This is a genomic window from Comamonas sp. Tr-654, assembly GCF_011752915.1.
Lineage (GTDB): Bacteria > Pseudomonadota > Gammaproteobacteria > Burkholderiales > Burkholderiaceae_C > Comamonas.
Window position 1 is genome coordinate 732,174 of sequence record NZ_VWWQ01000002.1, and the last position, 22,586, is coordinate 754,759.

Annotated in this window: 20 protein-coding genes; 4 read left to right on the forward strand and 16 right to left on the reverse strand. The window is 64.5% G+C overall.

Features of this window, described 5'->3' with window-relative positions:
- Positions 1–36 precede the first annotated feature (36 nt).
- The 11 genes from soxZ to F3J24_RS09090 form a co-directional block, all read right to left on the reverse strand.
- Positions 37–366, reverse strand: coding sequence for a thiosulfate oxidation carrier complex protein SoxZ (gene soxZ, locus F3J24_RS09040; RefSeq protein ID WP_167004941.1), 330 nt, complete (start codon positions 364–366; stop codon positions 37–39).
- A 164-nt stretch (positions 367–530) separates the two neighbouring features.
- Positions 531–1,031, reverse strand: a complete 501-nt coding sequence (locus F3J24_RS09045; RefSeq protein ID WP_167004944.1) for a thiosulfate oxidation carrier protein SoxY — start codon at positions 1,029–1,031, stop codon at positions 531–533.
- Positions 1,032–1,190: 159 nt separating this feature from the next.
- The gene (locus F3J24_RS09050) at positions 1,191–2,522 is read right to left on the reverse strand and encodes an FAD/NAD(P)-binding oxidoreductase (protein WP_167004947.1); all 1,332 of its coding nucleotides are present in this window, start codon (positions 2,520–2,522) and stop codon (positions 1,191–1,193) included.
- 186 nt (positions 2,523–2,708) lie between these two features.
- Positions 2,709–3,731 (reverse strand): YeeE/YedE family protein, encoded by a 1,023-nt coding sequence (locus F3J24_RS09055; protein ID WP_167004950.1) that lies wholly within the window; start codon positions 3,729–3,731, stop codon positions 2,709–2,711.
- 180 nt (positions 3,732–3,911) lie between these two features.
- Positions 3,912–5,189, reverse strand: coding sequence for an NAD(P)/FAD-dependent oxidoreductase (locus F3J24_RS09060; RefSeq protein WP_167004952.1), 1,278 nt, complete (start codon positions 5,187–5,189; stop codon positions 3,912–3,914).
- Positions 5,190–5,519, reverse strand: coding sequence for a c-type cytochrome (locus F3J24_RS09065; RefSeq protein ID WP_167005295.1), 330 nt, complete (start codon positions 5,517–5,519; stop codon positions 5,190–5,192).
- Between the two features lie 339 nt (positions 5,520–5,858).
- Entirely contained in the window at positions 5,859–6,224 is a 366-nt protein-coding gene (locus F3J24_RS09070) for a hypothetical protein (protein WP_240154289.1), read from the reverse strand.
- 77 nt (positions 6,225–6,301) lie between these two features.
- Complete coding sequence (metG, locus tag F3J24_RS09075) at positions 6,302–8,449, reverse strand: methionine--tRNA ligase (RefSeq protein ID WP_167004955.1); 2,148 nt, start codon at positions 8,447–8,449, stop codon at positions 6,302–6,304.
- Between the two features lie 230 nt (positions 8,450–8,679).
- A complete protein-coding gene (locus F3J24_RS09080; RefSeq protein ID WP_167004958.1) occupies positions 8,680–10,425 on the reverse strand; it encodes a sensor domain-containing diguanylate cyclase in 1,746 nt (581 codons plus the stop codon).
- A gap of 90 nt (positions 10,426–10,515) precedes the next feature.
- Positions 10,516–11,787 (reverse strand): patatin-like phospholipase family protein, encoded by a 1,272-nt coding sequence (locus tag F3J24_RS09085; protein ID WP_167004961.1) that lies wholly within the window; start codon positions 11,785–11,787, stop codon positions 10,516–10,518.
- Positions 11,788–11,863: 76 nt separating this feature from the next.
- Complete coding sequence (locus F3J24_RS09090) at positions 11,864–12,433, reverse strand: restriction endonuclease (protein ID WP_167005301.1); 570 nt, start codon at positions 12,431–12,433, stop codon at positions 11,864–11,866.
- 123 nt (positions 12,434–12,556) lie between these two features.
- On the opposite strand from F3J24_RS09090, the gene apbC reads away from it, so the two are divergent.
- The gene (gene apbC, locus F3J24_RS09095) at positions 12,557–13,648 is read left to right on the forward strand and encodes an iron-sulfur cluster carrier protein ApbC (protein ID WP_003051981.1); all 1,092 of its coding nucleotides are present in this window, start codon (positions 12,557–12,559) and stop codon (positions 13,646–13,648) included.
- Entirely contained in the window at positions 13,648–14,610 is a 963-nt protein-coding gene (locus tag F3J24_RS09100; RefSeq protein ID WP_167004964.1) for a LysR family transcriptional regulator, read from the forward strand. The genes apbC and F3J24_RS09100 overlap by 1 nt, the downstream gene beginning before the upstream one ends.
- 23 nt (positions 14,611–14,633) lie before the next feature.
- Here the strand turns inward: F3J24_RS09100 and F3J24_RS09105 are convergent, their stop codons facing one another.
- The 5 genes from F3J24_RS09105 to F3J24_RS09125 form a co-directional block, all read right to left on the reverse strand.
- Positions 14,634–16,922 carry a molybdopterin cofactor-binding domain-containing protein gene (locus F3J24_RS09105; RefSeq protein ID WP_167005304.1) on the reverse strand — a complete coding sequence of 763 codons (2,289 nt, stop codon included), beginning with the start codon at positions 16,920–16,922 and terminating at the stop codon, positions 14,634–14,636.
- Positions 16,923–17,030: 108 nt separating this feature from the next.
- Positions 17,031–17,714, reverse strand: coding sequence for an N-carbamoylsarcosine amidohydrolase (locus tag F3J24_RS09110; RefSeq protein ID WP_167004967.1), 684 nt, complete (start codon positions 17,712–17,714; stop codon positions 17,031–17,033).
- Positions 17,711–18,784: a 2,5-dihydroxypyridine 5,6-dioxygenase gene (locus tag F3J24_RS09115; protein ID WP_167004970.1), complete on the reverse strand. Its 1,074-nt coding sequence runs from the start codon at positions 18,782–18,784 to the stop codon at positions 17,711–17,713. Before F3J24_RS09115 ends, F3J24_RS09110 begins: the two co-directional genes overlap by 4 nt.
- A 50-nt stretch (positions 18,785–18,834) precedes the next feature.
- On the reverse strand, positions 18,835–19,662 hold the full coding sequence (locus F3J24_RS09120; RefSeq protein WP_167004973.1) for an alpha/beta fold hydrolase: 828 nt from the start codon (positions 19,660–19,662) through the stop codon (positions 18,835–18,837).
- 11 nt (positions 19,663–19,673) lie between these two features.
- Positions 19,674–20,453: an Asp/Glu racemase gene (locus F3J24_RS09125; RefSeq protein ID WP_167004976.1), complete on the reverse strand. Its 780-nt coding sequence runs from the start codon at positions 20,451–20,453 to the stop codon at positions 19,674–19,676.
- A 322-nt stretch (positions 20,454–20,775) separates the two neighbouring features.
- Here F3J24_RS09125 and F3J24_RS09130 point away from each other — a divergent pair, with 322 nt between their 5' ends.
- Together F3J24_RS09130 and F3J24_RS09135 are read left to right on the forward strand one after the other, a co-directional pair.
- Positions 20,776–21,933 carry an FAD-dependent monooxygenase gene (locus F3J24_RS09130; protein ID WP_167004979.1) on the forward strand — a complete coding sequence of 386 codons (1,158 nt, stop codon included), beginning with the start codon at positions 20,776–20,778 and terminating at the stop codon, positions 21,931–21,933.
- A gap of 93 nt (positions 21,934–22,026) precedes the next feature.
- The gene (locus tag F3J24_RS09135; protein ID WP_167004982.1) at positions 22,027–22,584 is read left to right on the forward strand and encodes a (2Fe-2S)-binding protein; all 558 of its coding nucleotides are present in this window, start codon (positions 22,027–22,029) and stop codon (positions 22,582–22,584) included.
- The last annotated feature ends 2 nt before the right edge of the window (positions 22,585–22,586 follow it).

Below are 22,586 nucleotides of genomic sequence, written 5' to 3' on the forward strand. Positions count from 1 at the left end.
CCGTTTCGGCGGGGCTTTTTGTTGGGGCTTTCGAAGTCAGGCGACGCTGATTGTCTTCTGTGCACTCAGTGTCTGGCCCTGCTCATCCTTCCACTGCATCTGCAGTTCGCCGCTTTCCCGGGCCACGAAGGTGAACTCGATATAGGGATTCTGGGCAATCGAGATGCCGGGCTCCCAGCTGAACAGCAAGGCGTTGCCCAGCCGGGCTTCGAAACGGCTCACGATATTGCGCGGACGCACCTTGCCTGTGGCCGGGTCGGTGCGCAGACCGCTTTCCATGACATGTTCCATCTGCGCGCGCACGCGCAGCACTTCGCCTTTCTTGGGGTTGGCATTGCTGACCCAGACGCGAGCTGGCTTGTTCATTGAAATTCCTTTTAGTTCATGCAACCAGGGTGAACCTGGAAGCCACTATGTCCGAATTAGCTAGGGGCTTGAGTCCAGCAAGCGCCGCTCAAAGGCCGCCTTGCTGCGCTGGCGCTGTGCCCCTGTGGGGGAAGGCGCGAAGCGACTCAGGGGGATTCCCAGATTCACATACCGCAGCCGCTGGCTGCTACGGTCGTTGCCTGTTTGGCGACCAGGATCTTTCCGCTTTTCATGCGTGCCAGGGCATGCACGGTCTGCGACTGGGACAGGCGTATGCGGGCCGCCGCTTCGGCCGTTCCGGCCGCTGCGGTGAACTGCATGCGGCATGCCAGCGGCGAGGGGTTGAGCTCGGCCAGCACGATGATCTCCTCGCACCAGTCCTGCTCGGTGATGGGCAGCGTCACTTTGACCTTGACGGGAACGGCGCTGGGGTTGTCGGCCAGCACGGGCACATCGAGCTGCAGACCATCGGCCTGAGTGGCCTTGCCGCCGGTGAATTGCTCCATGAGCTTTTTGAACTCGGCCGGGTTCGGCGCCAGTGGCCCGACCAGCGGAGTCTTGGCCGCGCTGCTGGCTTGCGCCAGAGCCGATGCGGGCAGAGCCAGACTGGCCCCGGCTGCCGCCGCGCTCAGCACCATGCTTCTACGGGTGGTGTTCTTGAACATTGCTTCTCTTCAATCCAATTAACAAAACTTCAAAACTCACACCGGCTCCAAGTGAGAGACGCCAAGCAAGAGCCGCCTCGCGGCGGGGGCGCCTAGCAGAGGGCGTCGTCCCCCTCCCGAAGAGAGAGGGGGAAGCGGCAAAGCCGCTCAGGGGGAGATTTAAGTGCCCAGGAAATCTCCGAACTTTCCGTTGATCCAGGCAAAGTCCTCCTTGACCAGATCGGGGGTGCGCACATCCATGTCGATCTGGGTCTGGTTGACCTGGCCGCTGGCGTCCACCTCGTATTCGAACTTCACCGAAATTTCCTCCTGAGGTTCGCCGTTGACCATCATGTAGCAGAGGTTGTCGGGCAGCCGGGCCACGACCTCCTTGCCGGCCACACGCTCGGCAATGTTCTGGGCGACGATCTTGCCGATGTAGTTGGCCACATGGCCGCTCTTGGGGTAGTGGCCGAACTGGGGCGAGATCGCGCCCATCAGATCGCCGACAAAATACACGCGGTCGTCGCTTCTGGCATGGAACAGGCGGTTGTGCATATCGGCCCAGCCCGTGGGCTTGCCGGTAGCCGCATCCTTGCCGATGAGGTCTGCCTTCCAGACCATGTCTGCGGCCTGGTGGGGCGGCATGAGGATGGCATCGTCAAACTTGAAGTCGCCTGCGGCGGTCTTGATCTGCTTGTTGAAGGGGTCCACTTCCTTGACGCCGGCATTGGGCACATGGGTGATGATGTCTGCGTACAACTCCTCGAAAGCCTGCTTGTAGCCCACGCCGATAGGTGCGATCTTGGGCTTGGGGTCGAGGATCAGGATCTTGCCTGGAATCTTGTTCTTCTTGATATGCCAGGCAATCAGGCAGGCGCGCTCATAGGGCGAGGGCGGGCAGCGATGCGGCGGAGGCGGCAGCGTCATCACCAGCGTGCCGCCCTTGAAGTTCTTGACCTTGCTCTTGAGCGAGAGCATTTCCTGGTTGGGGATGTAGGCGTTGGGAAAGTGGGTGCGCGTGTACTCGATGGCGCGCTGGTCGTTGCCGAACCAGGCCTCGTAATCATTGCGAATGCCGCCCGAGAGAATGAGGAAGTCGTACTCGATCAGGCCATGGGCCGTGCGCACCAGCTTTTTGTCGCGCTCGAAGCCCGTGACTTCGGTCTGCAGCAGCGTGTAGCCGTATTTGTTGGCCGGGTGCAGCATGTCGCGGTTCACGAAGTCCGTGCCCACGATGTCCACCAGCCACTTGTTGCTCATGGGGCCGGACCAGAAGGTCGGATTGCGCTCCAGCAGCACGACGTCGGAAGCGGGAATCAGCTCGCGCAGATAGCGCGCCGCCGTGAGGCCGCCCCAGCCGCCGCCGCAGATCACGATGCGCGGACCCTTGCCCTGGCGCGGCAGGATGGGCGACTGGCTGCTGATGATGGCGGGTGCAGCCATTGCCGGGCCGGCAGCGGCGCCCAGAGCGAGTGCAGGCGGAGTCCAGAGGAAATGGCGACGTTGCATGAGCATTGCTCCTGTAATGGGAATGAGGGCCTGATCAAGGGCTCGGATTCGATGGAGGGAAGCAAGCTTGGCGCAGCGCGATGGGATTGCCTCTCAGCCGACACGCGGCACAAGCAGAGCTGGTGGCAGGAGATTCTAGGAGCAGGCCCAGATCCGGAATCGGTGAATACCCAAGCGAAGCCAGCGCTATTGCTGGCGCAGCAGGCGCAGGCTGACAAGCGTTCCGAGCAGGATGCCGGCAACGGCCACAAAGCTGGCCAGCGACAGCGTGGACAGTCCGCTCAGCCCCTGGCCGATGGAGCAGCCTGCGGCCAGCACGCCGCCAACTCCCATCAGCAGGCCGCCACCGGCGCTGGCAGCCAGGCGGCCGGTGCTGTCAAAGCCTTCCCAGCGCGCCGTGCGGCTGCCAAGGGCTGCGAGAAAGGCGCCGGCGAGGACGCCCGCCGTCAGCGCCAGGCCTATGCCGGGCTCGCGTCCCACGGACAGCTGCAGATAGAGCAGGGCCTCGGCAATCGGGCCGATAAAGCTCAGCGAGGTAAGCCGGGCCGGCTCGAACTCATCGACCCCGATATGCGCAGTCAGCCACCAGCCGGCAGCCACCAGCAGGCCTATGAGCAACGCGCTGCCCCACTGCAGGCGGCTCTGGCGCAGGCCGGGACGCAGCAAGGCATAGGCCAGCAGCAGAAGGGCCAGACCAAGCGTCAGCAGCCATGTATTCAAGGAAGACAGATAGGCAGGCAAGGTGGCGTGAGCCAGAGTGAGGGGGGTGAGGGCCTGCAGCCACAGGCGCAGAGGCGTCAGCACACCGGTCATGGCCAGTTGCGCGCCCAGCGCCAGAAACACAATGGTGACCAGAGAGCGCAGATTGCCTCCTGCCAGCAGCACCAGAGAGCGTGCGCCGCAGGCGCGTGCCAGCACCATGCCGACGCCAAACAGCAAACCGCCAATCAGCACGCCAGCGATGGAAAAGCTGGGCCGCGCGATGGCGGCCTGGCTCAGATCGAGCATTCCCAGAGCCTGCAACCCCTGCGAGGCCAGCAAGGCCACGGCCGATGCCAGGGCAAAGGCCTGCAATGCGGGTGCCTGACCCGCAGCGACTTCGGTATCTAGCCCCATTTGCTGGCGCAGCCCGCGCAGCAGACAGAAACGCCCCAGCCGCGCAGCGACGCCGAAGGCCATGCCTAGGAAAAAGATGGTCCACAACAACATATCAATGACTTAAGCAAGGCAAGCGAAAGTACAGCCTTGAAATACGGCTGCTGCAGGCCAAGGGCGCGCAGGGAGCCGCCAAGCAAGGGCCGCCCCGCAGCGATGGTGGCGTCCCCTTCCCGCAGTGCGAAGCACGCAGAGAGAAGGGGAAGGCGCAAAGCGCCTCAGGGGATGAGCCAGTTAACCACCCCAGATATCCGCGCTGATAGCCTTGTACCAGGCTGCGCCGTAGTCGGCCTCGGCCTTGCGGAAGGCCGCATCACCGTTCAAGGGGCTCACGCCGCCGGAGTCGGGCACCTCGATCAGCTTGCCCGCTGCCGTGCGGTAGACGCCGGCCACGGAGATGCCGTAGTCGGTGCCGATCAGGCTGTAGCAGGTGTTGGCAAAGGCCGCTGCAGGCAGGGGCTGGCCGCTCAGTTCGGCGGCAATCGCGGCTGCGGCCACCTTGCCTTGCGTATTGGCGGCAAAGCCGGACTTGGGCATGGGCGCAGCAATCGTGGCGTCACCCAGCACATAGACATGCTGGACCTGGGTGGATTCAAAGGATTCTGGCTTGACCGGCACCCAGCCGCTGGCATTGGTCACGCCGGCGCGGTCGGCGATAAAGCCGGCCTTCTGGGGCGGGATGACGTTGAGCACATCGGCCTTGTGCCTGGTGCCGAACGCGGTTTCCACTTCCAGGTTCTTGGCATCCACGCGCGTGACCTTGCCGTCATCGGCCTGCTTGACCCATTCGATCATGTCGCCGTAAAGCGCCTTCCAGCCCTGAATGAACAGGCCTTGCTTGGAGAAGGCATCCTTGTCGTCCAGTAGCAAAATCTTGGACTTTGGTTTGTGCTGCTTGAGGTAGTGGGCCACCATGGCCGCGCGTTCGTAGGGGCCGGGCGGGCAGCGGAAGGGGTTGGCAGGAATGACCATCACGAACTTGCCGCCATCGGGCATGGCTTCGAGCTGCTTCTTGAGCAGCTGGGTCTGCGCTCCGGCTTTCCAGGCATGTGGGGCAAGCTGGGCGGCTGCCTCGTCATAGCCTTCCAGCGCATTCCAGCGCATATCGATGCCGGGCGAGAGCACCAGCTTGTCATAGCTCAGCGCCTGGCCGTTGGACAGCAGCACGCGCCTGGAGTCGGTCAGAACCTGGTCGGCCCGCGCGTGGACCACGTTCACGCCGGCCTTGCGCAGACCACCGTAGCCGTGGCCTATGCTGTCCCAGCTGCGCAGGCCGGCCAGGTACAGATTGGAGAAAGGGCAGGTATAGAAGCGCTCGGCCGGCTCCACCAGCGTGACCTGGATATGCGGCGCGAACTGGCGCAGATAGCGCGCGGCCGTGGCTCCGCCAAAGCCGCCGCCGATCACGACCACATGGGCCGAGGCTGCCTTGGCCTGCACGATGGCGGGCATGGCGAAGCTGGCTGCACCAGCGGCTGCACCGCCGAGAATTTGACGACGATTGATCTGCATTTACTGGCCCTTCTTGCTGAACCACTGGGCCAGCGCTTTGATTTGCTCATCGTCGTAGCCCTTGGCCAGACGGGTCATGACGGTGGCGTCCTTGGCGGTGCCGGCCTTGAAGGCCTGCAGGCGCTGCAGCAGATGGGCCTCAGGCAGGCCGCGCAGCTGGGGAATGACGCCTGTGGAGCGGCCGTCCGGACCGTGGCAGTTGGCGCAGCTGGCGGCCAGCACGGCCACATCCTGCACACGCAAGGAGGTGGCGGAAGAGTTGGCCAGACCGGGCAGCGGCGCTGCCAGGGCAAAAGCCAGCCATAGCGCAGGGCGCGCTGAAGTGAGCAAGGGTTTCGATCGCATGGGGCCTCCCGTTGTCCCCACGCAAGGCCGCGTGGGGGATTTATGACCTCGATGCCTGAATGTGCGCGGCCTTTGTTATGTGTGGCGAATGTCGAGCATTCTTCTGGGCAGGGGCGGAGCAGGCAGGGCTGATGCAGTCGGATTCTAGGAAGCGGCCCCGTCCTGACAAGCTCAATATCCCGGTGGTGTAACAGGAAGTTATTGGTTATTTAGTTATGCGCCAAGCTTGTGCTTGCAAGGGCGCGCCAGGGCATGAAAAAACCGCATTGCGCTATCTGATGTGTAGCACGATGCGGTTTCCTGTGAACGGATGCCGGAGTTCTCTCAGTAATGCGGCGGCAGTCCGTCAGAGGGTGCGACAGGTGTGGTGTGGGCAGCCGTTGCCGGCATTTCTGCTGCTGCGGGAGCGGTGGCCGAGGGATCGCGGTAGCGAATATTCACGCCGCTGGTATCGGGCGGGTCGTCATCCATCAAGGCGTCAGCTGCCTTGCCCACGCCCTTGCCCACGATCTTGGCTGTGCCGATGGCGGCATCGGCGGCCAGGCCCACGGCCCCGGCCGTCACGCTGATGGCGGTGCCGGTGACGGCGATCACGGTGCAGCCCGAGAGCGCCAGGCATAAAAAAGCTCCAGCCAGCCAGAAGCCGTAGGAGCCTGATGAGGCACGCCCCCGCGAGGAGACACCGAGCAAGAGCCGCCTCGCGGCGAAGGTGTCGTCCCCCCGGGGGGAAGGCGCCGAAGGCGACTCAGGGGGGATCATAGGTGGGATCAATGAATCCGCATGCCGGGCATGGCGCCGGGGAAGGGTTCCAGCACATAGATGCCGGAATGGGCCTTCTCGTCGGCGTGGCTGGCGGCCAGCACCATACCTTCGGACAGGCCGAACTTCATCTTGCGCGGTGCCAGATTGGCGACCATCACCGTCAGCTTGCCCTGCAGCTGCTCGGGCTGGTACATGCTGCTGATGCCGCTGAACACATTGCGGGTCCTGGGCTGGCCGTTCTCGTCCTTCTCGCCCACATCCAGCGTCAGCTGCAGCAGCTTGGTCGAGCCTTCCACCGCCCTGCATTCCAGAATCCTGGCGATGCGCAGATCGACCTTGGCAAAGTCGTCGATGCTGATGGTCTCGGCCAGCGGTTCGCCGCCGGGGGCGTTGGGGTCGATCACGGGCTCAGCCTTCTTGGCGGCCTTTTTCTCGGCCTTGGCGGGTTCAGCGGCAGGGGCTGCCTGACCGGCGGGTGCTTCAAACAGGGCTTCGAGCTGCTTGGGATCGACGCGCTGCATCAGATGCTGGTAGACGCCGATCTGGTGACCTGTGCCCAGGGGCTTGACCACGTCGGCAAAGCTCTCGGGCGGCGCGATGAGGAAGTTGGCGACTTCTGCGGCCACGCCGGGCAGGATGGGGCTCAGGTAGATGGTCAGGATGCGGAAGGCTTCGATGCAGGTCGTGCACACATCGTGCAGGCGGGCATCCATGCCTTCCTTCTTGGCCAGCTCCCAGGGCTTGTTGGCGTCCACATAGCTGTTGACCTTGTCGCACAGCAGCATGATCTCGCGTGCAGCGCGGGCTGAGTCGCGGCCTTCGTAGGCGGCGACGATGGCGGCTTGCTGCTCGCGCAGCGCGGCAAGCAGGGCCTGGCCGTCTTCGCTGACCACGCCCAGCTTGCCGTCAAAGCGCTTGCTGATGAAGCCTGCGGCGCGCGAAGCAATGTTGACATACTTGCCGATCAGGTCGGAGTTGACGCGCAGCATGAAGTCTTCGGGGTTGAAGTCGATGTCTTCGTTCTTGCCGTTGAGCTTGGCACCCAGGTAGTAGCGCAGCCACTCGGGGTTCATCTTGAGCGACAGATACTTGAGCGGATCGAGGCCGGTGCCGCGGCTCTTGCTCATCTTCTCGCCGTTGTTCACGGTCATGAAGCCATGCACGCAGATCCTGGTCGGCGTCTTGCGGCCGCTGAACTTGAGCATCGCAGGCCAGAACAGCGTGTGGAAGGTGATGATGTCCTTGCCGATGAAGTGGTACTGCTCCAGATCGGGATCGGCCATGTAGGCGTCGTAGTCTTCGCCACGGCGGTTCAGCAGCTCCTTGAGCGATGCCAGATAGCCCACGGGCGCGTCCAGCCAGACATAGAAGTACTTGCCTGGCGCATCGGGAATCTCGATGCCGAAATAGGGCGCGTCGCGGCTGATGTCCCAGTCGTCCAGGCCTTCGCTGGTCGAGCCGTCGGGATTGGTGCGCACGCCGAACCATTCCTTGATCTTGGCCGCCACTTCGGGCTGCACATGCTTGCCGTTCTGCGTCCACTCGGTCAGGAATTCCACGGCGCGTGGGTCGGAGAGCTTGAAGAAGAAATGCTCGGACGACTTCATCACCGGTGTGGCACCCGACAGGGCCGAGAACGGGTTGATGAGGTCGGTGGGCGCGTAGACCGAGCTGCAGACTTCACAGTTGTCGCCGTACTGGTCCTTGGCGTGGCAGCGCGGGCATTCGCCCTTGATGAAGCGGTCGGGCAGGAACATGTTCTTCTCGGGGTCGAAGAACTGCTCGATGGTGCGGGTTTCGATGAAGCCGGCCTTCTTCAGGTCCAGATAGATCTGCTTGGACAGCTCGTGGTTTTCGGCGCTGTCGGTATTGCTCCAGTTGTCGAAGGCGATGTGGAAGCCGTCGAGGTACTGCTTGCGGCCGGCGGCGATGTCGGCCACGAACTGCTGGGGCGTCTTGCCGGCCTTTTCGGCGGCAATCATGATGGGCGCGCCGTGGGCGTCGTCGGCACCCACGAAGTTGACCGCGTTGCCCTGCATTCGCTGCGCACGCACCCAGGTGTCGGCCTGGATGTATTCCATGATGTGGCCGATGTGGAAGTTGCCGTTGGCGTACGGCAGGGCGGTGGTGACGAATAGTTTGCGTGCGGTCATGAGGAAACAGCTTTCACAGAGAACCCGTCATTCTAGAAGGGCTTGGCTCCGAGCTGCGGGCGCGGGTTTTGCGGCGGCGCCCGCCAGGGTTGCTATCGATCAGTGATTGCTTTGTTTTTTATAGCTTCTATCGCATTATTTATAGGTATTTCTATATGAAATGAATATAAATACAATGACAGGTAAGCGCTGAAAGCTTCCTTATTGATAGCGGTGGCCGGAAGGCTAGCCTATCGCAGCGAAGGCCCCTTGTTGCGGTACATGTCCTGATCGGCCACCTTCAGCAGGCTTTGCGGATCCTGGGCATCTCTGGGATACAGGGCCTGACCCACCGATGCGCCCACGGTCACGGCTTCGCCCTCGGGAATGCCCAGCAGCGTGGTCAGCGGCTCTTGCAGCGCATGCTCGATCTTCAGGCGCACGGCCTGTACCTGCTCCTCGTCGCTGACTCCGCGCAGGATGAGGATGAACTCGTCACCGCCCAGGCGCGCCACGACATCGTCGGGGCGCAGAAGGTTGCGCAGGCGCAGGCTGATCTCGGCCAGCGCCAGATCGCCGTTGTCATGGCCCCAGCGGTCATTGAGCGGCTTGAAGCGGTCCAGGTCCACAAACAGCAGGGCAAACGGGGCGGCCATGCTCTGGCCGGGAAGGGGGCGGGTGAGCGTGGCCAGAATATGCTGCAGCGCACTGCGATTGTTGGCGCCAGTCAGCGGATCGGTAAACAGGCTGTGGCGCATGCGGTGGAAGTTGTGGGCCAGCTCGCCAATTTCATCGCGGCGCTGCACCTCGATAGGCGTGTCGATCTCGCCCTGGCCCACGCTGCGCACGGCGCGGGTCAGCGAGCGCATATCGTTGGCCACGGCGCCGAAGATGCGGGTGCCGATGACGACGGCCAAGACCAGTGCCAGCAGACCCAGGCTGCCCACCAGCACCATATGGCGGTAGACGCCGGTCAGCATGTCCTTGTGCGGCACGGCCACCACGGCCATCCAGTCCTGGCCCGAGCCCAGGTTCAGGCGTCGATAGGCGATGCGAATATTGCTGTGCCTGGCATCTTCCAGCAGGGCGGTGCCCGGCGCAGCGCCGGAATTCGAGGCATTGAAAGCGCCCTGGATCTTGTCGTACACCGCCTGAATCAGCGGGTCCTGGCTGTTGGCGGCACTCATGCGCTCCAGCTGGCCGTCCTCACGGCGGTGGATGTTGGGCATGCCGGTGGCGGCGATCAGGGAGCCGTCGGCCTCGATGATGAAGGCCCGGCCATGCTCGCTCAGGTGCAGCTGGTTGACGAATTCATTGAGCGCGCGCAAGGAGATATCGGTGGCCACCACGCCTTCGAGACGGCCTTTGCTGGAAAGAATGCGGCGCGCACGCGTCAGCACCAGATCCTTGGCGCTGAAGTCGATATAGGCAGGCGTCCAGATCACGTCGGCCGACTCCGCTGCGAGCTTGAACCAGGGGCGCTGGCGTGGCTCGAACAGATTGATTTCGGTGGATTCGTAGACCGGCTCGGCATGTATGCTGGCGACCTTGAAGTAGCTGCGATGCTCGCTGGCCCGGGTCTTCAGGCGCAGCTGGCCTAGCTCCGGTGCCAGGCGCTTGAGGGCAATCCCCTGTCCCGCAACATTGGCGTAGTAGACATAGTCGTTGGGCTGGGTGTGCAGCGAGCTGGCCACCCACAGCCGCGAGATCAGGGCCGGGATATGGTCGCGGATATCGGCGGGCACCGATTCGCCGCTGGGAAACGCGGCCTCCAGCACGGCGCTGGACGGGTACAGATGCCGGTCCACGATCAGCGCAATACGCTCGGCCTTCTCTTCCATCACCTGCTCGGACAAGGCGGACACCGCGTTGCTGCCGGTCCAGTACCAGAGCATGCCCAGGGCCGAGGTCAACAGCGCAATCAGGGCGACAAAAGGCAGGATCAGCGAGAGCTTGAGCGATTTGGAGGCGCGGACGGGCTGTGGAAGTGGAGTCACTAGGCTGTGGTATTAAAGATGTTGGAGGTCAAGCAAAGTGTCTCATGCATCATTTGTCCAGCTCCTTTTGCATCATTAACATTTGTTACATCAAAGCGGCCAGCCCATGAAGTGGCAAAGTTCCTCTCTTCGAGCCAGCGTGTCTTTGCGGCCCAGTGCTATCAGTTCGCGGGTGTAGCCTTGCTCAAATAGCAGGTAGCTGGCCAGCGCGCCATCACGCACGGGGTTGCCCGTGCCGGCGCGCACGCCCAGCGTGGCCAGCAGGGTGCGTACCGGCAGCGGCAGCTTGTCTATATGGCGCGTGGCGATATCGTCGATGCGCTCGCTGGGGGTGATGGCCAGTACCTCGATAGGGCGCAGCCGGCTGTGGATGCGCTCGGTCGAAGAGATCAGGCTCAGCGTGTGATTGATGCGCTCGGCGCGCTCTATGTCCACGGCCAGCGTGTCCAGGAAGATGCTGGACAGCGCGTGCCCGGCGACCTGGGCCAGCGTGGGGTAGCTGGCATCGGCCAGTGGCTGGCTGCTCAGGGGTTCATGGCGTCTGCCCGCGCCCACGACCAGCAGCTTGCTGGCGCCCAGATGGATGGCCGGGGCCAGGGGCGCAGTCTGGCGCATGGAGCCGTCGCCGAAATGCTCAAGATGCCCGTCGATGGGCAACGGCATGGCTGGAAAGATGAAGGGCAGGGCCGACGAGGCCAGCAGGTGATCGGCGGTGAGCAGGGTCTGCACGGCCTTGCGCTGGTCGCGTATCCAGGGACTCAGGGCCTCGCGGGTCTGGAAGAAAGTGATGTGCTGGCCGCTGCTGTAGCTGGATGCCGTAATGGCCAGTGCGTGCAGATGCCCGCTGGCAATCAGCTGAGGGATGCGCTCGAACGGCATGAGGTCGCTGTTCATGAGGCTTTTGAGCGGCGTGTTGTCCAGCAGAGAGCGCGGCCGCATGCGGCTCCAGCGGGCCACTGCCCAGCCCAGCGACAACAGCGTCAGCCAGCGTGCACCGCTGCGCAGTACGCTGAGCGAGTCTGCCTTGTAGATCTGCTCGGTATGCATATGGCCCCAGACATGGAGCATGCGTCGCACGGCGCTGTCAAAGGCATCGGCATGGCAAGCCAGGGCGGCGACATTGATAGCGCCCGCCGAGGTGCCCGCCAGTACCGGAAAGGGATTGGGCCCGTGCTGCAGACCCCGTGCGCGGCGCAGCTCGGCAATGGCGGCCAGCACGCCGACCTGGTAGGCGGCCCGGGCGCCGCCCCCGCTGAGCAACAGACCGGTCTGCCCGATGCTGGAGCTCGGGCCTGTGGAGTTTTGCCGGTCTGTCTCGGCAAGACTGGGAGGGAGGGTGGGTGAGAAATGCTCTGCCGCCATGGCTGCAGTGTGCCCGGATTGGGCCGCAGGCGGTAGGTGCGGGGGGCTGCGCGGCCGGTGACGGCCTGCGATGGCCTCAACTCTTTTTCTGGTTCTTGGCGATCAGCGTGGCAATGGACTTGGCATCCAGCACCACCAGCTGATGCTGCGCGGCCCAGCTGGCGGCATTCTCGCCCAGTGGCTGCAGAGCCACGTAAACGCAGATGTCGGCTTTCAGCCGGGCTTGCGCGGCCTGCAGCTCGCGCAGCGGCTCCACGCCGTGGGCTGCGGCTTTCCAGCGGCGCGCGCCGACCACGCTGGTCTGGCCATTGCGCGTCAGCAGCAGATCGGCGCCGGCCTGGTTCAGGCGCTGAACCTCATAGCCTTCGGCTTGCCAGGCCGTCTGCAGCTGGGCACTGAAGTCGGCCCAGGACTGCTCGGCAATCACCTGCTGGATCTGTTCCAGCCTGGCCGGGCTGGGGGCCCGCAGCTGTCTATAGCAGGCGATGCAGCCCACGATGAAGAACGGGAAGGCGCCCAGGGCGGCAAAGGGCGAGATGTCCTTGGGGAACACCGCCAGCGACACCAGCACCACCGCAGCGCAGATCGCAAAGCTGATCCACCAGCGCGAGCGCATCAGGACTGCGAACAGGGAATTTTCGGCCATCTTCAGTTTCACGGCTTGTCTCTCAAATCTTGGGCAAAGGGCTGCATTGTCTCCTGTGCACAGGGGTTGGACAGCTTCGCTAGACTATCCGCCATTGAAGAAACCTCTGGAAAACTAAATCCAATGGCTGTTACAGAACAAGCGCTTCTGAGCGCGCTGGCCACGGTGCTTGATCCGCACACTGGCAAGGACTTTGTGAGCACGCGCGCCCTGCGCAATCTGCAGATTGCCGGTGATGACGTCTCGTTCGATGTGGAGATGGGCTATCCCGCCAGCAGCCTGCATCCTGCGCTGCGCAGCCAGTTCATCGCTGCGGCCAGAACGGTGGCCGGCGTGGGCAATGTCTCGGTCAACATCTTCACCAAGGTGGCCTCGCATGCCGTGCAGCGCGGCGTTCAACTGCTGCCCGGCGTGAAGAACATCATCGCCATCTCGTCCGGCAAGGGCGGCGTGGGCAAGAGCACGACCACGGCCAATCTGGCGCTGGCGCTGGCCGCCGAAGGTGCCCGCGTGGGCATTCTGGACGCCGACATCTACGGCCCCAGCCAGCCCATGATGATGGGCGTTTCGGGCAAGCCCGAAAGCCATGACGGCAAGACCATGGAGCCGCTGGAGAACCATGGCGTGCAGGTCATGTCCATCGGTCTGCTGGTCAACAACGACCAGGCCATGATCTGGCGCGGCCCCATGGCCACCCAGGCGCTGGAGCAGATGCTGCGTCAGACCAACTGGAAGGATCTGGACTATCTGCTGGTCGACATGCCTCCCGGAACCGGAGACATCCAGCTGACCCTGTCCCAGCGCGTGCCCATGACGGGTGCCGTGGTAGTGACCACGCCCCAGGACATTGCCCTGATCGATGCCAAGAAGGGCATTCAGATGTTCGAGAAGGTCGGCGTGCCGATTCTCGGTCTGGTCGAAAACATGGCTGCCCATGTCTGCACCAACTGCGGCCATGTCGAACATATCTTTGGCGCCGACGGCGGCAAGAAGATGGCCGGCGAGCAGAACATCGACTATCTGGGGGCGCTGCCCCTGTCGCTGCAGATCCGCTTGCAGGCCGATAGCGGCAAGCCCACGGTGGTGGCCGAGCCCGAGAGCGAAGCCGCCCAGGTCTACAAAAAGGTGGCGCGCGATCTGGCTGTGAAGGTGGCTCTCAAGGCCAAGGACTTCTCCAGCAAGTTCCCCACGATCACGGTGAGCAGCAATACCTGATGAACCTTCTGACCTCCATGCGTTATCTGGTGGCGCTCAATGAGCACCGCCATTTCGCAAGGGCGGCGCAGGCCTGCCATATCACGCAGCCTGCACTGTCCAATGCGCTCAAGGCGCTGGAGGAGGAGTTCGGTGTCGTCATCGTGCGCAGGGGGCGGTCGTTTGCGGGTTTCACGCCCGAGGGCGAGCAGGTGCTGGCTACGGCCCTGGCCATGCTGCGCGCAGAGGAAAGTTTGCGCCAGGAACTGAGCACCGCTGCAGGAGCACTGCGCGGCCAGTTGCGCATGGCAGCCGTGCCAACGGCCATGCCCATGCTCACGCGCTTCGCAGCCATGCTGCGCCAGCGGCATCCCGGCATCATGCCCGTGGTGCTGTCCATGAGTTCGGCCGAGATAGAAGCCGGGCTCGAGGATCTGTCCCTGGATCTGGCTTTGGGTTACAGCGCCAGACTGCCGCGGCGTGGCCCGCGCCTGCAGTCCTGGCTGCAGTACCAGGAGCACTACTATCTGCTGTGCCGGGATACACAGTGCGACAGCCGTCCCTTTGCCTTTGGGGCCGACATCGCTTGGAGCGAGGTGGCAGCCCTGCCGCTTTGCCTGCTCACGCCCGACATGCACAACCGCACGGTAATCGACGAGGCCTTCGCTGCCGTGCAGCGTGAGGTGCAGCCCGCCATGGAAACAAATTCCGTGCTGAGCCTGGTCATGGCAGTGGCCGAAAGCATCCCCGGGGATGGAGGCACCATGGTCACGGTGCTGCCAGGCGCCATGGTGGCCACGGTGCGTCACATGCCGGGTCTGATCGCACGGCCGCTGCGTTCGCCTGAGCTGGTCACCCCTATAGGCTTCATGACTCAACAGGGTATGGCACCCACGCGGGCTCTGTTGGCAGCGCTGGAGCTGCAGGCTGATGCCGAGTGGCGTTTGCAGTGCCTGCGGCACGCGGGTGCTCTGAAGGAGTAAACGTGATCAGGGGGCCTGTCCTGTCAGCATGGGGGCGCGGCATGCAGCACGGCACGCACCGCATCGGGTGTGAACGGGGCCGCATAGAACCGCCGGCCCGTGGCATCGAACAAGGCATTGGCCAGGGCGGCGGGTCCTGGCACCGAGGCTGATTCGCCGGCGCCCATGGGTGGTTCCTCCTGGCGGGGCATCAGCACCACTTCAATAGGCGGCAGATCGCGGAAGCCGATGATGGGGTAGCCACCCCATTCGCGGCTGGCCACGCCGTGGTCGTTGAAAGCCACCTTTTCCATCAGGCTGCGGCTCAGCGTCTGTATGACGTTGCCGTGGATCTGATGACGTACGCCGTCGGGGTTGACCATCATTCCCGTGTCCTGGCCCACGACCAGGCGTTGCACGGCGATGCGTCCGCTGGCGGGGTCCACGGTGATGTCGATGACCCAGGCGGCCCAGGCTGCACCAAAGCCGGGAAAGCGGCTGTGGATGTAACGCGCATAGGCCACGCCGCGTCCGTGCAGCAGGCCGTCGGCGCCGGGCCGGCCCCGGCTTCCCGTGTGATTTTGCTGCCAGCCTGCGTGGCGGGCCGTGGCCTCGATCAGCTCGACGGCGCGCGTGTCGTCCAGATTGCGAACGCGGTAGTCCACGGGGTCGGCATTGGCTGCATGGGCCAGTTCGTCGATCATGCAGTCGTGGGCAAAGGAGTTGGGCAGGGCCGAGACGCCGCGCAGCCAGGACGAACGCACGATGGGCGCCATGTCATGGCAGGTGATGCGCTGACTGGCGTAGCGGTAGGGCGGCACGGCCGTGCGGTCACCCATCTCCAGCGTGCGTGGCTGGCCCGGGATGCGGCCCGTGAGCAGCAGGGCCAGCAGTGGTGCGTCGTTGGAGGGGTAGCGCACGGCAAAGTCGTAGGCCTGCAGCTCGCCCCGGGCGTTGATGGCCGCGCTCACGTCCATGAGCTGGGCTGTGCCCTTGGGTTCCCACTGGTGTTCCTGCTCGCGTGTGAGCTGCACGCGCACGGGTGCACCCACGGCCATGGACATCAGGGCGGCGTCGGCGCAGACATCGTCGGCGCAGTTGCGGCCATAGCAGCCCGCGGCTTCCAGGCGCACGATCTCGATGCGCTCTTCGCCCAGTTGCAGCAGTCGGTCCAGGTCGGTGCGCAGCATGTGGGGGTTCTGCGTGCCTGCCCAGAGCTTGAGCCTACCCTCGCTGAAATCTGCCACGGCGCAGGATGGGCCAATGGAGGCATGCATCTGGTAGGGCCAGACATAGCTGCGGCGCAACACGGTGGTTGCGCCGGCGAAGGCGTCATCCACCGGGCCCTGATCGACCAGGGCGCGCTGCTGGGCCGGATTGGCGCGGATGGCCGAGGTGAGGTCGGACAGATCTGGCGCGGCCGGCACGGTCTTCCATTGCACGCGCAGCGCGCGCATGGCGGCAATGGCCTGTTCCTCGCGGTCAGCGACCACGCCGACAAAATCGCCTTCGGTGACGACCTGCACATTGCCGGGCAGGTGTGCCACGGATTCACGGTCCACGATCACCAGGCAGCGGCCGATGAAGTCGCCGCCGTCGCGGCCCGGATGCGGTGGGCGGATCACGCGGCCATGGCGCATGCCCGGCACGCGCACATCGTGGACAAAGCTGAGCTCGCCCGTGGCCTTGGCGGGAATGTCCACGCGCGCTGCGCCTCGGCCTACCAGCCGGTAGTCGCTGGCGGGTTTGAGTTTCACTTCCTGCTCGGGCGGGGCCAGGGTGAGTTGCAGCTGCTGGCCGCGCAGCAGCTCGCCATAGTCGAGCTGGCGGGCATCGCTGCCATTGGAAAAGCGCACCAGGCCTTCGCGTGCCTGCAACTGGTCTGCGGCCACATTCCATTGACGTGCAGCAAGCGCGAGCAGTTGCTCGCGCGCCTGGGCGGCCGCGCGGCGCAACGGCACGGCCGAGATCTGGATGCTGGCACTGGCAATGGTCGGTCCCTGGTTGGGGGCGGCAGCCGTATGGCCCAGCACCATGTCCAGGCGGTCCAGCGGCACTTCCAGTTCCTCGGCCACGATCTGCGCCAGCGCCGTGCGTATGCCCGTGCCCAGGTCCACATGGCCGTTGAAGGCCAGGGCGCGCCAGCCCTGCGGTGCATCTTCGTCGGCCAGCACGGCGACGAAGATTTCGGGGGTGGACTGCACGTAGTCGGTGGCCGTGCCGGGCTGGCCGGGCGCAGGGCGTGGCGGCGCCACGGGCTGGCGCACCACGAGCAGGGTGTCGGCGCGCGTGAGCAGCTGCGCGTGCTGGGCTTGGGGCTGGGGCAGGTTCATGGGGCGGTGTTCTTCGCTGGCAGGCCATGCAGGCATGCCGGGTGCATGTTATGCACTCTGGGGTCTGCTGTGCAGGGCAGGCCCCATAGGCACGTTGGTGCGGTGGGATCAGCCTGCGACGAAAGCGTCGGTATCGGCGATGGCTTGACTCAGCGGCATCACCGCTGCGTACTTCTGGGCCATGTCGAACAGGTTGGCTTCGTGCGGGCCCAGGGCGCGGTCGCCGCAGCAGTCGGCCACCACCAGCGGGCGAAAGCCCGACTGCATGGCATCGACCACGCTGGCGCGCACGCAGCCGCTGGTCACGCAGCCGGCCACCACCAGGGTCTGCACGCCGCGCTGGGCCAGCCAGGGCGCAAGCATGGTGCCGAAGAAGGCCGATGGCGTGCTCTTGCGCACCACGTATTCGCCAGCGGCCGGGGCCAGTTCGGGGACGATGGCACTCTCATGGCTGTCTTCCTTGAGCGTCAGCATGCCGGGCACCTTCAGACAGAAGATGTTGTGGTCGGCATCGTCGTCCGAGAACACGATGCGGCTGTGCGCCACCGGCCAGCCGCGCTCGCGCGCATGGGCCAGCAGCTGCTGCGTCTGGGCTATGGCTTCGGGGATGTTGCCGCCGCCGAAGACGGCCGGGTCGGCAAAGCCGTTGACGAAGTCGATGATGAGCAGGCCGAAGGGTGCTTTCAGCGGCAGCGGCGTGCCGAAGCCCTGGCGTGCGTAGGCGGAGATGTCGCCCTGCACGCCCTCGGTGGGAACGCTCTGCTGGCTGGTGGTAGTGGCGGTATTTGTCATGCGATGTCCTTTCGGCGCTGCGCGCGCGCCAGTCCTTCCTCGTCCTGCACCACGCCGTGGATGACCGTGGGCTTGCCGTCCAGCGCTACCGAGCAGTGGCGCATGGGGATGTCGATGTGGCAGGCCGTGGTGCGGCTGCCGCCGGCCTCGTTGTTGGGGCCCATGGACCACAGGAAGTTGCCCTCGAAGGCACGGGCGTCCATGCCGATGTGGGTTTCCTTGTTGTAGTGGGCCAGCATGGACCAGTGGGCACGCGGCTGCAGTCCCCAGCCTATGTGGGAGACGGCGTAAGCCTCGGGGTCCTCGTAGGAGGCCATGTACTCCTTGAGGATGTCGGCCTGCAGGCCGCCGCTGATGCGGGTGACATAGCCTTTTTCGATGACCAGCTCGATGGGTTCGGTCACGTAGTCCTTCATGGGCAGCAGGATGTCGCCCCGGTCCAGGATCACGCGCCCGTTGCTTTCGCCCTCGTCGGGCCAGGTCAGCACGAAGCCGCTGGGCCAGTGGTCCCAGCGGCCGGGCTGGTCCACGAAGCCGTACTCGCTGATGGCCGGAAAGCTGCCCAGTCGGCAGCGCAGATCGGTGCCTGCGGCCGATGTGATGTGCATCTGCCTCGCCGCCTCGATCCGCTTTGCCGCCGCTTGCACGCGCGTGCGGTCGGCTTCGGCGGGCACCAGGCGGCACAGCACCTCGGGCGGCTCCACGGCGAGCAGGATCTTGGTGCCGGTCTGCAGGATCTCGTGCTGCTCGGGCGAGAACAGCAGTGTCATCAGGTCCAGCACCAGATCGCTGGCCTTGAGCGCGGCGATGGCGGCGGGGTTGCCGGTCAGGGGCGTCGTGCCCAGGTAGGCCAGCGAGTCACGGCTCAGGGATTTTTCGGCGTTGACGGGTGGCAGGTCCAGACGGTTGACGCGTGCCCCCATTTCGCTGGAGGCGGCGATGGCGCAGCGCAGCGTCTGCGGGTGCGTGTCGGCGCCCGTGAGCACGGTGACGGTCTGGCCGGCTTCGAGCCGGGACAGCGTGAGCACCTGCTTCCAGGCGTGGATCAGATCGATATCGCTGACGGACATGGTCGGCTCCTTGGTGTCGCGATGAAAGGAAAAAGGCGGCTGGCGGGCATTCAGTTCACCCGCGCTCCGAGGAAATCGCCCAGGGCCTCGTAGAACCCGCCCTCGTTGTCCCAGGGAATCATGTGGCCGGCATCGGGCACGCGTACGTGCTCGGTCTGGGGTGCAAGGCCCTGCCACTCAGCCACGTCCTCACCGCGTACCACGTCGCCGCGCTCGGCCGTGACCAGCAGCAGCGGGTGCTGGATGCGGGGCAGGTCGGCATGGATGTCGTCGCGGCCAAAGTCCTCGAAGCTCTGCACGATGGCTGGCTCATGGCAGGTGTGCAGCCATTGGGCACGCAACTGGCGCTGCTCTTCTGTCCAGGTGGGGCAGAAGGCGCGCATGGCTTCGGCGTCCATGCCCAGCGTGGCCTGGCGGATGGAGTCCACATACCAGGGCAGGGCGGCCGGGTAGGCGCGGCGGCCTGGGCCGGACACCGGCGGATCGACGATGACCAGGCGCGTGAGCCCGGTCGGCTGGCTGCGTGCGGCGCGCACGGCAATGCGTCCGCCCATGGAGTGGCCGACCAATGCCCAGCGCGAAAGGCCCAGTGCCTGGGCGAAGGCGGTCACGTCGGCGGCCTGGGCATTGAGTCCATAGTCCAGGCCCGGGCCGGACGAGGACAAACCACGGCCGCGCACGTCCAGCACATAGGTGTCGAACTGCAGGCCCAGGTGCTCGGCTACGAAGCCCCATGTCACGGCCGGGCTGGTGATGCCGGGGATCAGGATGATGGCGTCGCGCTGAGCGCGCTCGCCATCGGCGCCGCCGTAGCGCAGATAGTGCTGGCGTATGCCGTTGGCATGGACGTTGCCGCCGTAGAGAAATGTGCTGGTCATGCGGTTTCTCCTCAGGCCTTGGCCGCCGTGTCGTAGGGGTAGGCGCCCGACAGCAGCGCACCTGCGCCCGGCACCACGGGGTCGAGGCCCAGTTCCTTGAGGATGGCGTAGGTGGTGGCGATGGAGGCGGTCAGCACGGGTTTGCCGGTTTCGGCCTCGACCTGGGCCACTGCCGGCAGCGAGGGCATCTGCACGCAGGCCGACAGCACGATCACGTCGGCGTCGGCGTAGTTCATGCCCGCCACGATGCCGGGTAGTTTGGATGGGTCGTGGCGGCCCACGTCGAGGTTGTCGGGGATTTCCAGTGCACGCCAGTCCACCACCTCGAAGCCTTCGGCGGCGATGTAGTTCTTGACCAGCTCGGTCAGGGGGACCATGTAGGGGGCGACCAGGGCAATCTTCTTGGCGCCCATGACCTTCAGCGCCTCCACCAGCGCACCCGCGCTGGTTATCACGGGCGCGGTGGCGCCGTTGCTGGCCGTGCGCTCGGTCAGTCGGGCCTGCGAGACGCGGTGGTAGCCGTGGCCCATGGCCATGATGGCCACGAGGCAGGCATAACCCAGCACATCCACGCGCGCATCGCTGAGTTCCAGCGCGCAGCGGTCGCTCTCGGCATCCATGGCGGCCAGCTCTTCCTTCACCACTTTCTTCATGCGCATGCGGCTGGAGTGGAAGGTGAAGCGGTCCTGGGGGCGCAGCGTGGAATGGGCCTGCAGCATGGCCGGCACTTCGGTCTCCATGGTGGTGTTGGAGCTGGGGACGATCTGGCCGATGCGGAACGTTTGGGTCATGACTTGCCTTTGCAGAGTTTTGAGGGTTTCTGATCAGAATCAATTGAGTGTGTACGCTTTATTCTTGCAAAAGATATGCCGGCTTGCAAATGAGAGTTTTCTCGGTGTTTGTACTTATTTGGTGCGAAATTTGCACCAAAAATGTTGAATTCCAATTTATTCTTCCGCTCCGTGGTGCATGTGTGGTTTTTGGAATTTAAGTGCATACACCTGAATTAAGTGTTTCGCTGCCTGGCACGCTTCCTGCTCTTAAGCATTTATGGACGCGCCGAAGCAACGGTTGCCCCGTCTGGCTTTCAACATTCCTGCAAGGAGAAAAACTGTGTCTCAATCCCCTCGAATCGCCGTTGTCGGTGCTGGTCTTGGCGGGGCCGCTGCTGCCAAGCTGCTGCTCCAGGAAGGCTTCAATGTCCGCGTCTATGAGCAGGCGCCCAGCTTCTCTCGTCTGGGAGCCGGCATCCACGTCGGTCCCAATGTGATGAAGATCCTGCGTCGCATCGGCATTGAGGACGCGCTCAACGAGCAGGGCTCCCACCCAGACTACTGGTACAGCCGCCACTGGGAGACGGGCGACGTGCTGGCCCAGATCCCGCTGGGCGACTACGCCGTCAAGGAATACGGCGCCAGCTACCTCACCGTGCACCGCGGCGACTTTCATGCGCTGCTGATCGAGGCCCTGCCCGACAGCGTGATGGCCTATGGCAAGTTCCTGACCAAGGTTGAGGATCGGGGCAATGTGGTGCTCATGCACTTCGCCGATGGAACTACCGAAGAGGCCGACATCGTCATCGGAGCCGATGGCGTGAACTCCCGCATCCGCGAAGAGCTGCTGGGCCCAGAGCTGCCAAAGTACGCCGGCTACCTGGCCCATCGCGCCGTATTCCCCACGCCCGAAGTCAAGGCCGGCATGCTGCCCTTCGACGCCTGCGTGAAGTGGTGGAGCGATGATCGCCACATGATGACCTACTTCGTCACCGGCAAGGCCGACGAGCTGTACTACGTGACCGGCGTTCCGGTCGAGAAGTGGGACCTCGAAGACCGCTGGCTGCCCAGCAGCAAGGAAGAGATGCGCGAGGCCTTCTCGGGCTGGCACCCTACGGTGCAGGCGCTGATCGACGCCACCGTGGAAGTGACCAAATGGTCGCTGTTGGAGCGCGACCCGCTGCCGTTGTGGAGCCGTGGCCGCCTGGTGCTGCTGGGTGATGCCTGCCATCCCATGAAGCCCCACATGGCCCAGGGCGCGGCCATGGCCATCGAGGACGGTGCCATGCTGGCGCGCTGCCTCAAGGAAGTCGGTGCGCACAACCATGAACTGGCCTTCGCGCTGTACGAGGCCAACCGTGCCGAGCGCGCTAGCAAGGTGCAGCGCATCTCGCACGACAACACCTGGCTGCGCACCAACGAAGATCCGTCCTGGTGCTTCGGCTATGACGTGTTCAACGTGCCCCTGATTGAGCCCAGGGTCAAGGCCGCTGCCTGATACTCGCTGCCCGCTGGACAGGGAGGAATATCCCTCTCCTGTCCGGCTGCAGAACGCCGACATCCTGAACCGCAGTTGCAAGAGCCTCGTCCCATGGGAATCCCAGTTCATTCAAGCAGTCCCTCCCACCTCACCCTCCTGCAGGTCAATGCACGCGCATGCGAGGTGCCGGCCGCGCCAGGGTCGGCGCTGCTGCATGTGCTGCGCAATGACTTGGAGCTGAACGGGCCCAAGTACGGCTGCGGACTGGGAGAGTGCGGTGCCTGCACGGTGCTGATCGATGGCGTGGCCGCGCGTTCCTGCGTGATTCCCGTGAAGGCGGCAGTGGGCCGAGAAGTGACCACGCTGGAAGGCCTGGGTTCGCGCCAGTGCCCGGGTCCCACGCAGCAGGCCTTCATTGACTGCCAGGCAGCCCAGTGCGGCTACTGTCTCAACGGCATGATCATGACAGTGGAGGCCTTGCTGCGCCGCAACCCGAACCCCACCGAGCAGGAACTGCGCAACGAGCTGCACCACAACCTGTGCCGCTGCGGCACGCATGTGGAAATCATGCAGGCGGCCCTGCGCGCCGTGCAGCTGCGTGCGGAACGGGCCACGCTGCAGGCACCCTCCGGCGTTCCATCTTCAAGCGCGGGCGGGGTCCAGTCATGAAT

Bases quoted from the DNA above. Each gene is read 5' to 3' on its own strand.
- F3J24_RS09110 (WP_167004967.1), bottom strand. From the start codon at position 17,714: ATGACAAATACCGCCACTACCACCAGCCAGCAGAGCGTTCCCACCGAG.
- F3J24_RS09045 (WP_167004944.1), bottom strand. From the start codon at position 1,031: ATGTTCAAGAACACCACCCGTAGAAGCATGGTGCTGAGCGCGGCGGCA.
- F3J24_RS09090 (WP_167005301.1), bottom strand. From the start codon at position 12,433: ATGGCCGAAAATTCCCTGTTCGCAGTCCTGATGCGCTCGCGCTGGTGG.
- F3J24_RS09115 (WP_167004970.1), bottom strand. From the start codon at position 18,784: ATGTCCGTCAGCGATATCGATCTGATCCACGCCTGGAAGCAGGTGCTC.
- apbC (WP_003051981.1), top strand. From the start codon at position 12,557: ATGGCTGTTACAGAACAAGCGCTTCTGAGCGCGCTGGCCACGGTGCTT.
- F3J24_RS09125 (WP_167004976.1), bottom strand. From the start codon at position 20,453: ATGACCCAAACGTTCCGCATCGGCCAGATCGTCCCCAGCTCCAACACC.
- F3J24_RS09085 (WP_167004961.1), bottom strand. From the start codon at position 11,787: ATGGCGGCAGAGCATTTCTCACCCACCCTCCCTCCCAGTCTTGCCGAG.
- metG (WP_167004955.1), bottom strand. From the start codon at position 8,449: ATGACCGCACGCAAACTATTCGTCACCACCGCCCTGCCGTACGCCAAC.
- F3J24_RS09105 (WP_167005304.1), bottom strand. From the start codon at position 16,922: ATGAACCTGCCCCAGCCCCAAGCCCAGCACGCGCAGCTGCTCACGCGC.
- F3J24_RS09120 (WP_167004973.1), bottom strand. From the start codon at position 19,662: ATGACCAGCACATTTCTCTACGGCGGCAACGTCCATGCCAACGGCATA.
- F3J24_RS09135 (WP_167004982.1), top strand. From the start codon at position 22,027: ATGGGAATCCCAGTTCATTCAAGCAGTCCCTCCCACCTCACCCTCCTG.
- F3J24_RS09055 (WP_167004950.1), bottom strand. From the start codon at position 3,731: ATGTTGTTGTGGACCATCTTTTTCCTAGGCATGGCCTTCGGCGTCGCT.
- F3J24_RS09100 (WP_167004964.1), top strand. From the start codon at position 13,648: ATGAACCTTCTGACCTCCATGCGTTATCTGGTGGCGCTCAATGAGCAC.
- soxZ (WP_167004941.1), bottom strand. From the start codon at position 366: ATGAACAAGCCAGCTCGCGTCTGGGTCAGCAATGCCAACCCCAAGAAA.
- F3J24_RS09050 (WP_167004947.1), bottom strand. From the start codon at position 2,522: ATGCAACGTCGCCATTTCCTCTGGACTCCGCCTGCACTCGCTCTGGGC.
- F3J24_RS09060 (WP_167004952.1), bottom strand. From the start codon at position 5,189: ATGCAGATCAATCGTCGTCAAATTCTCGGCGGTGCAGCCGCTGGTGCA.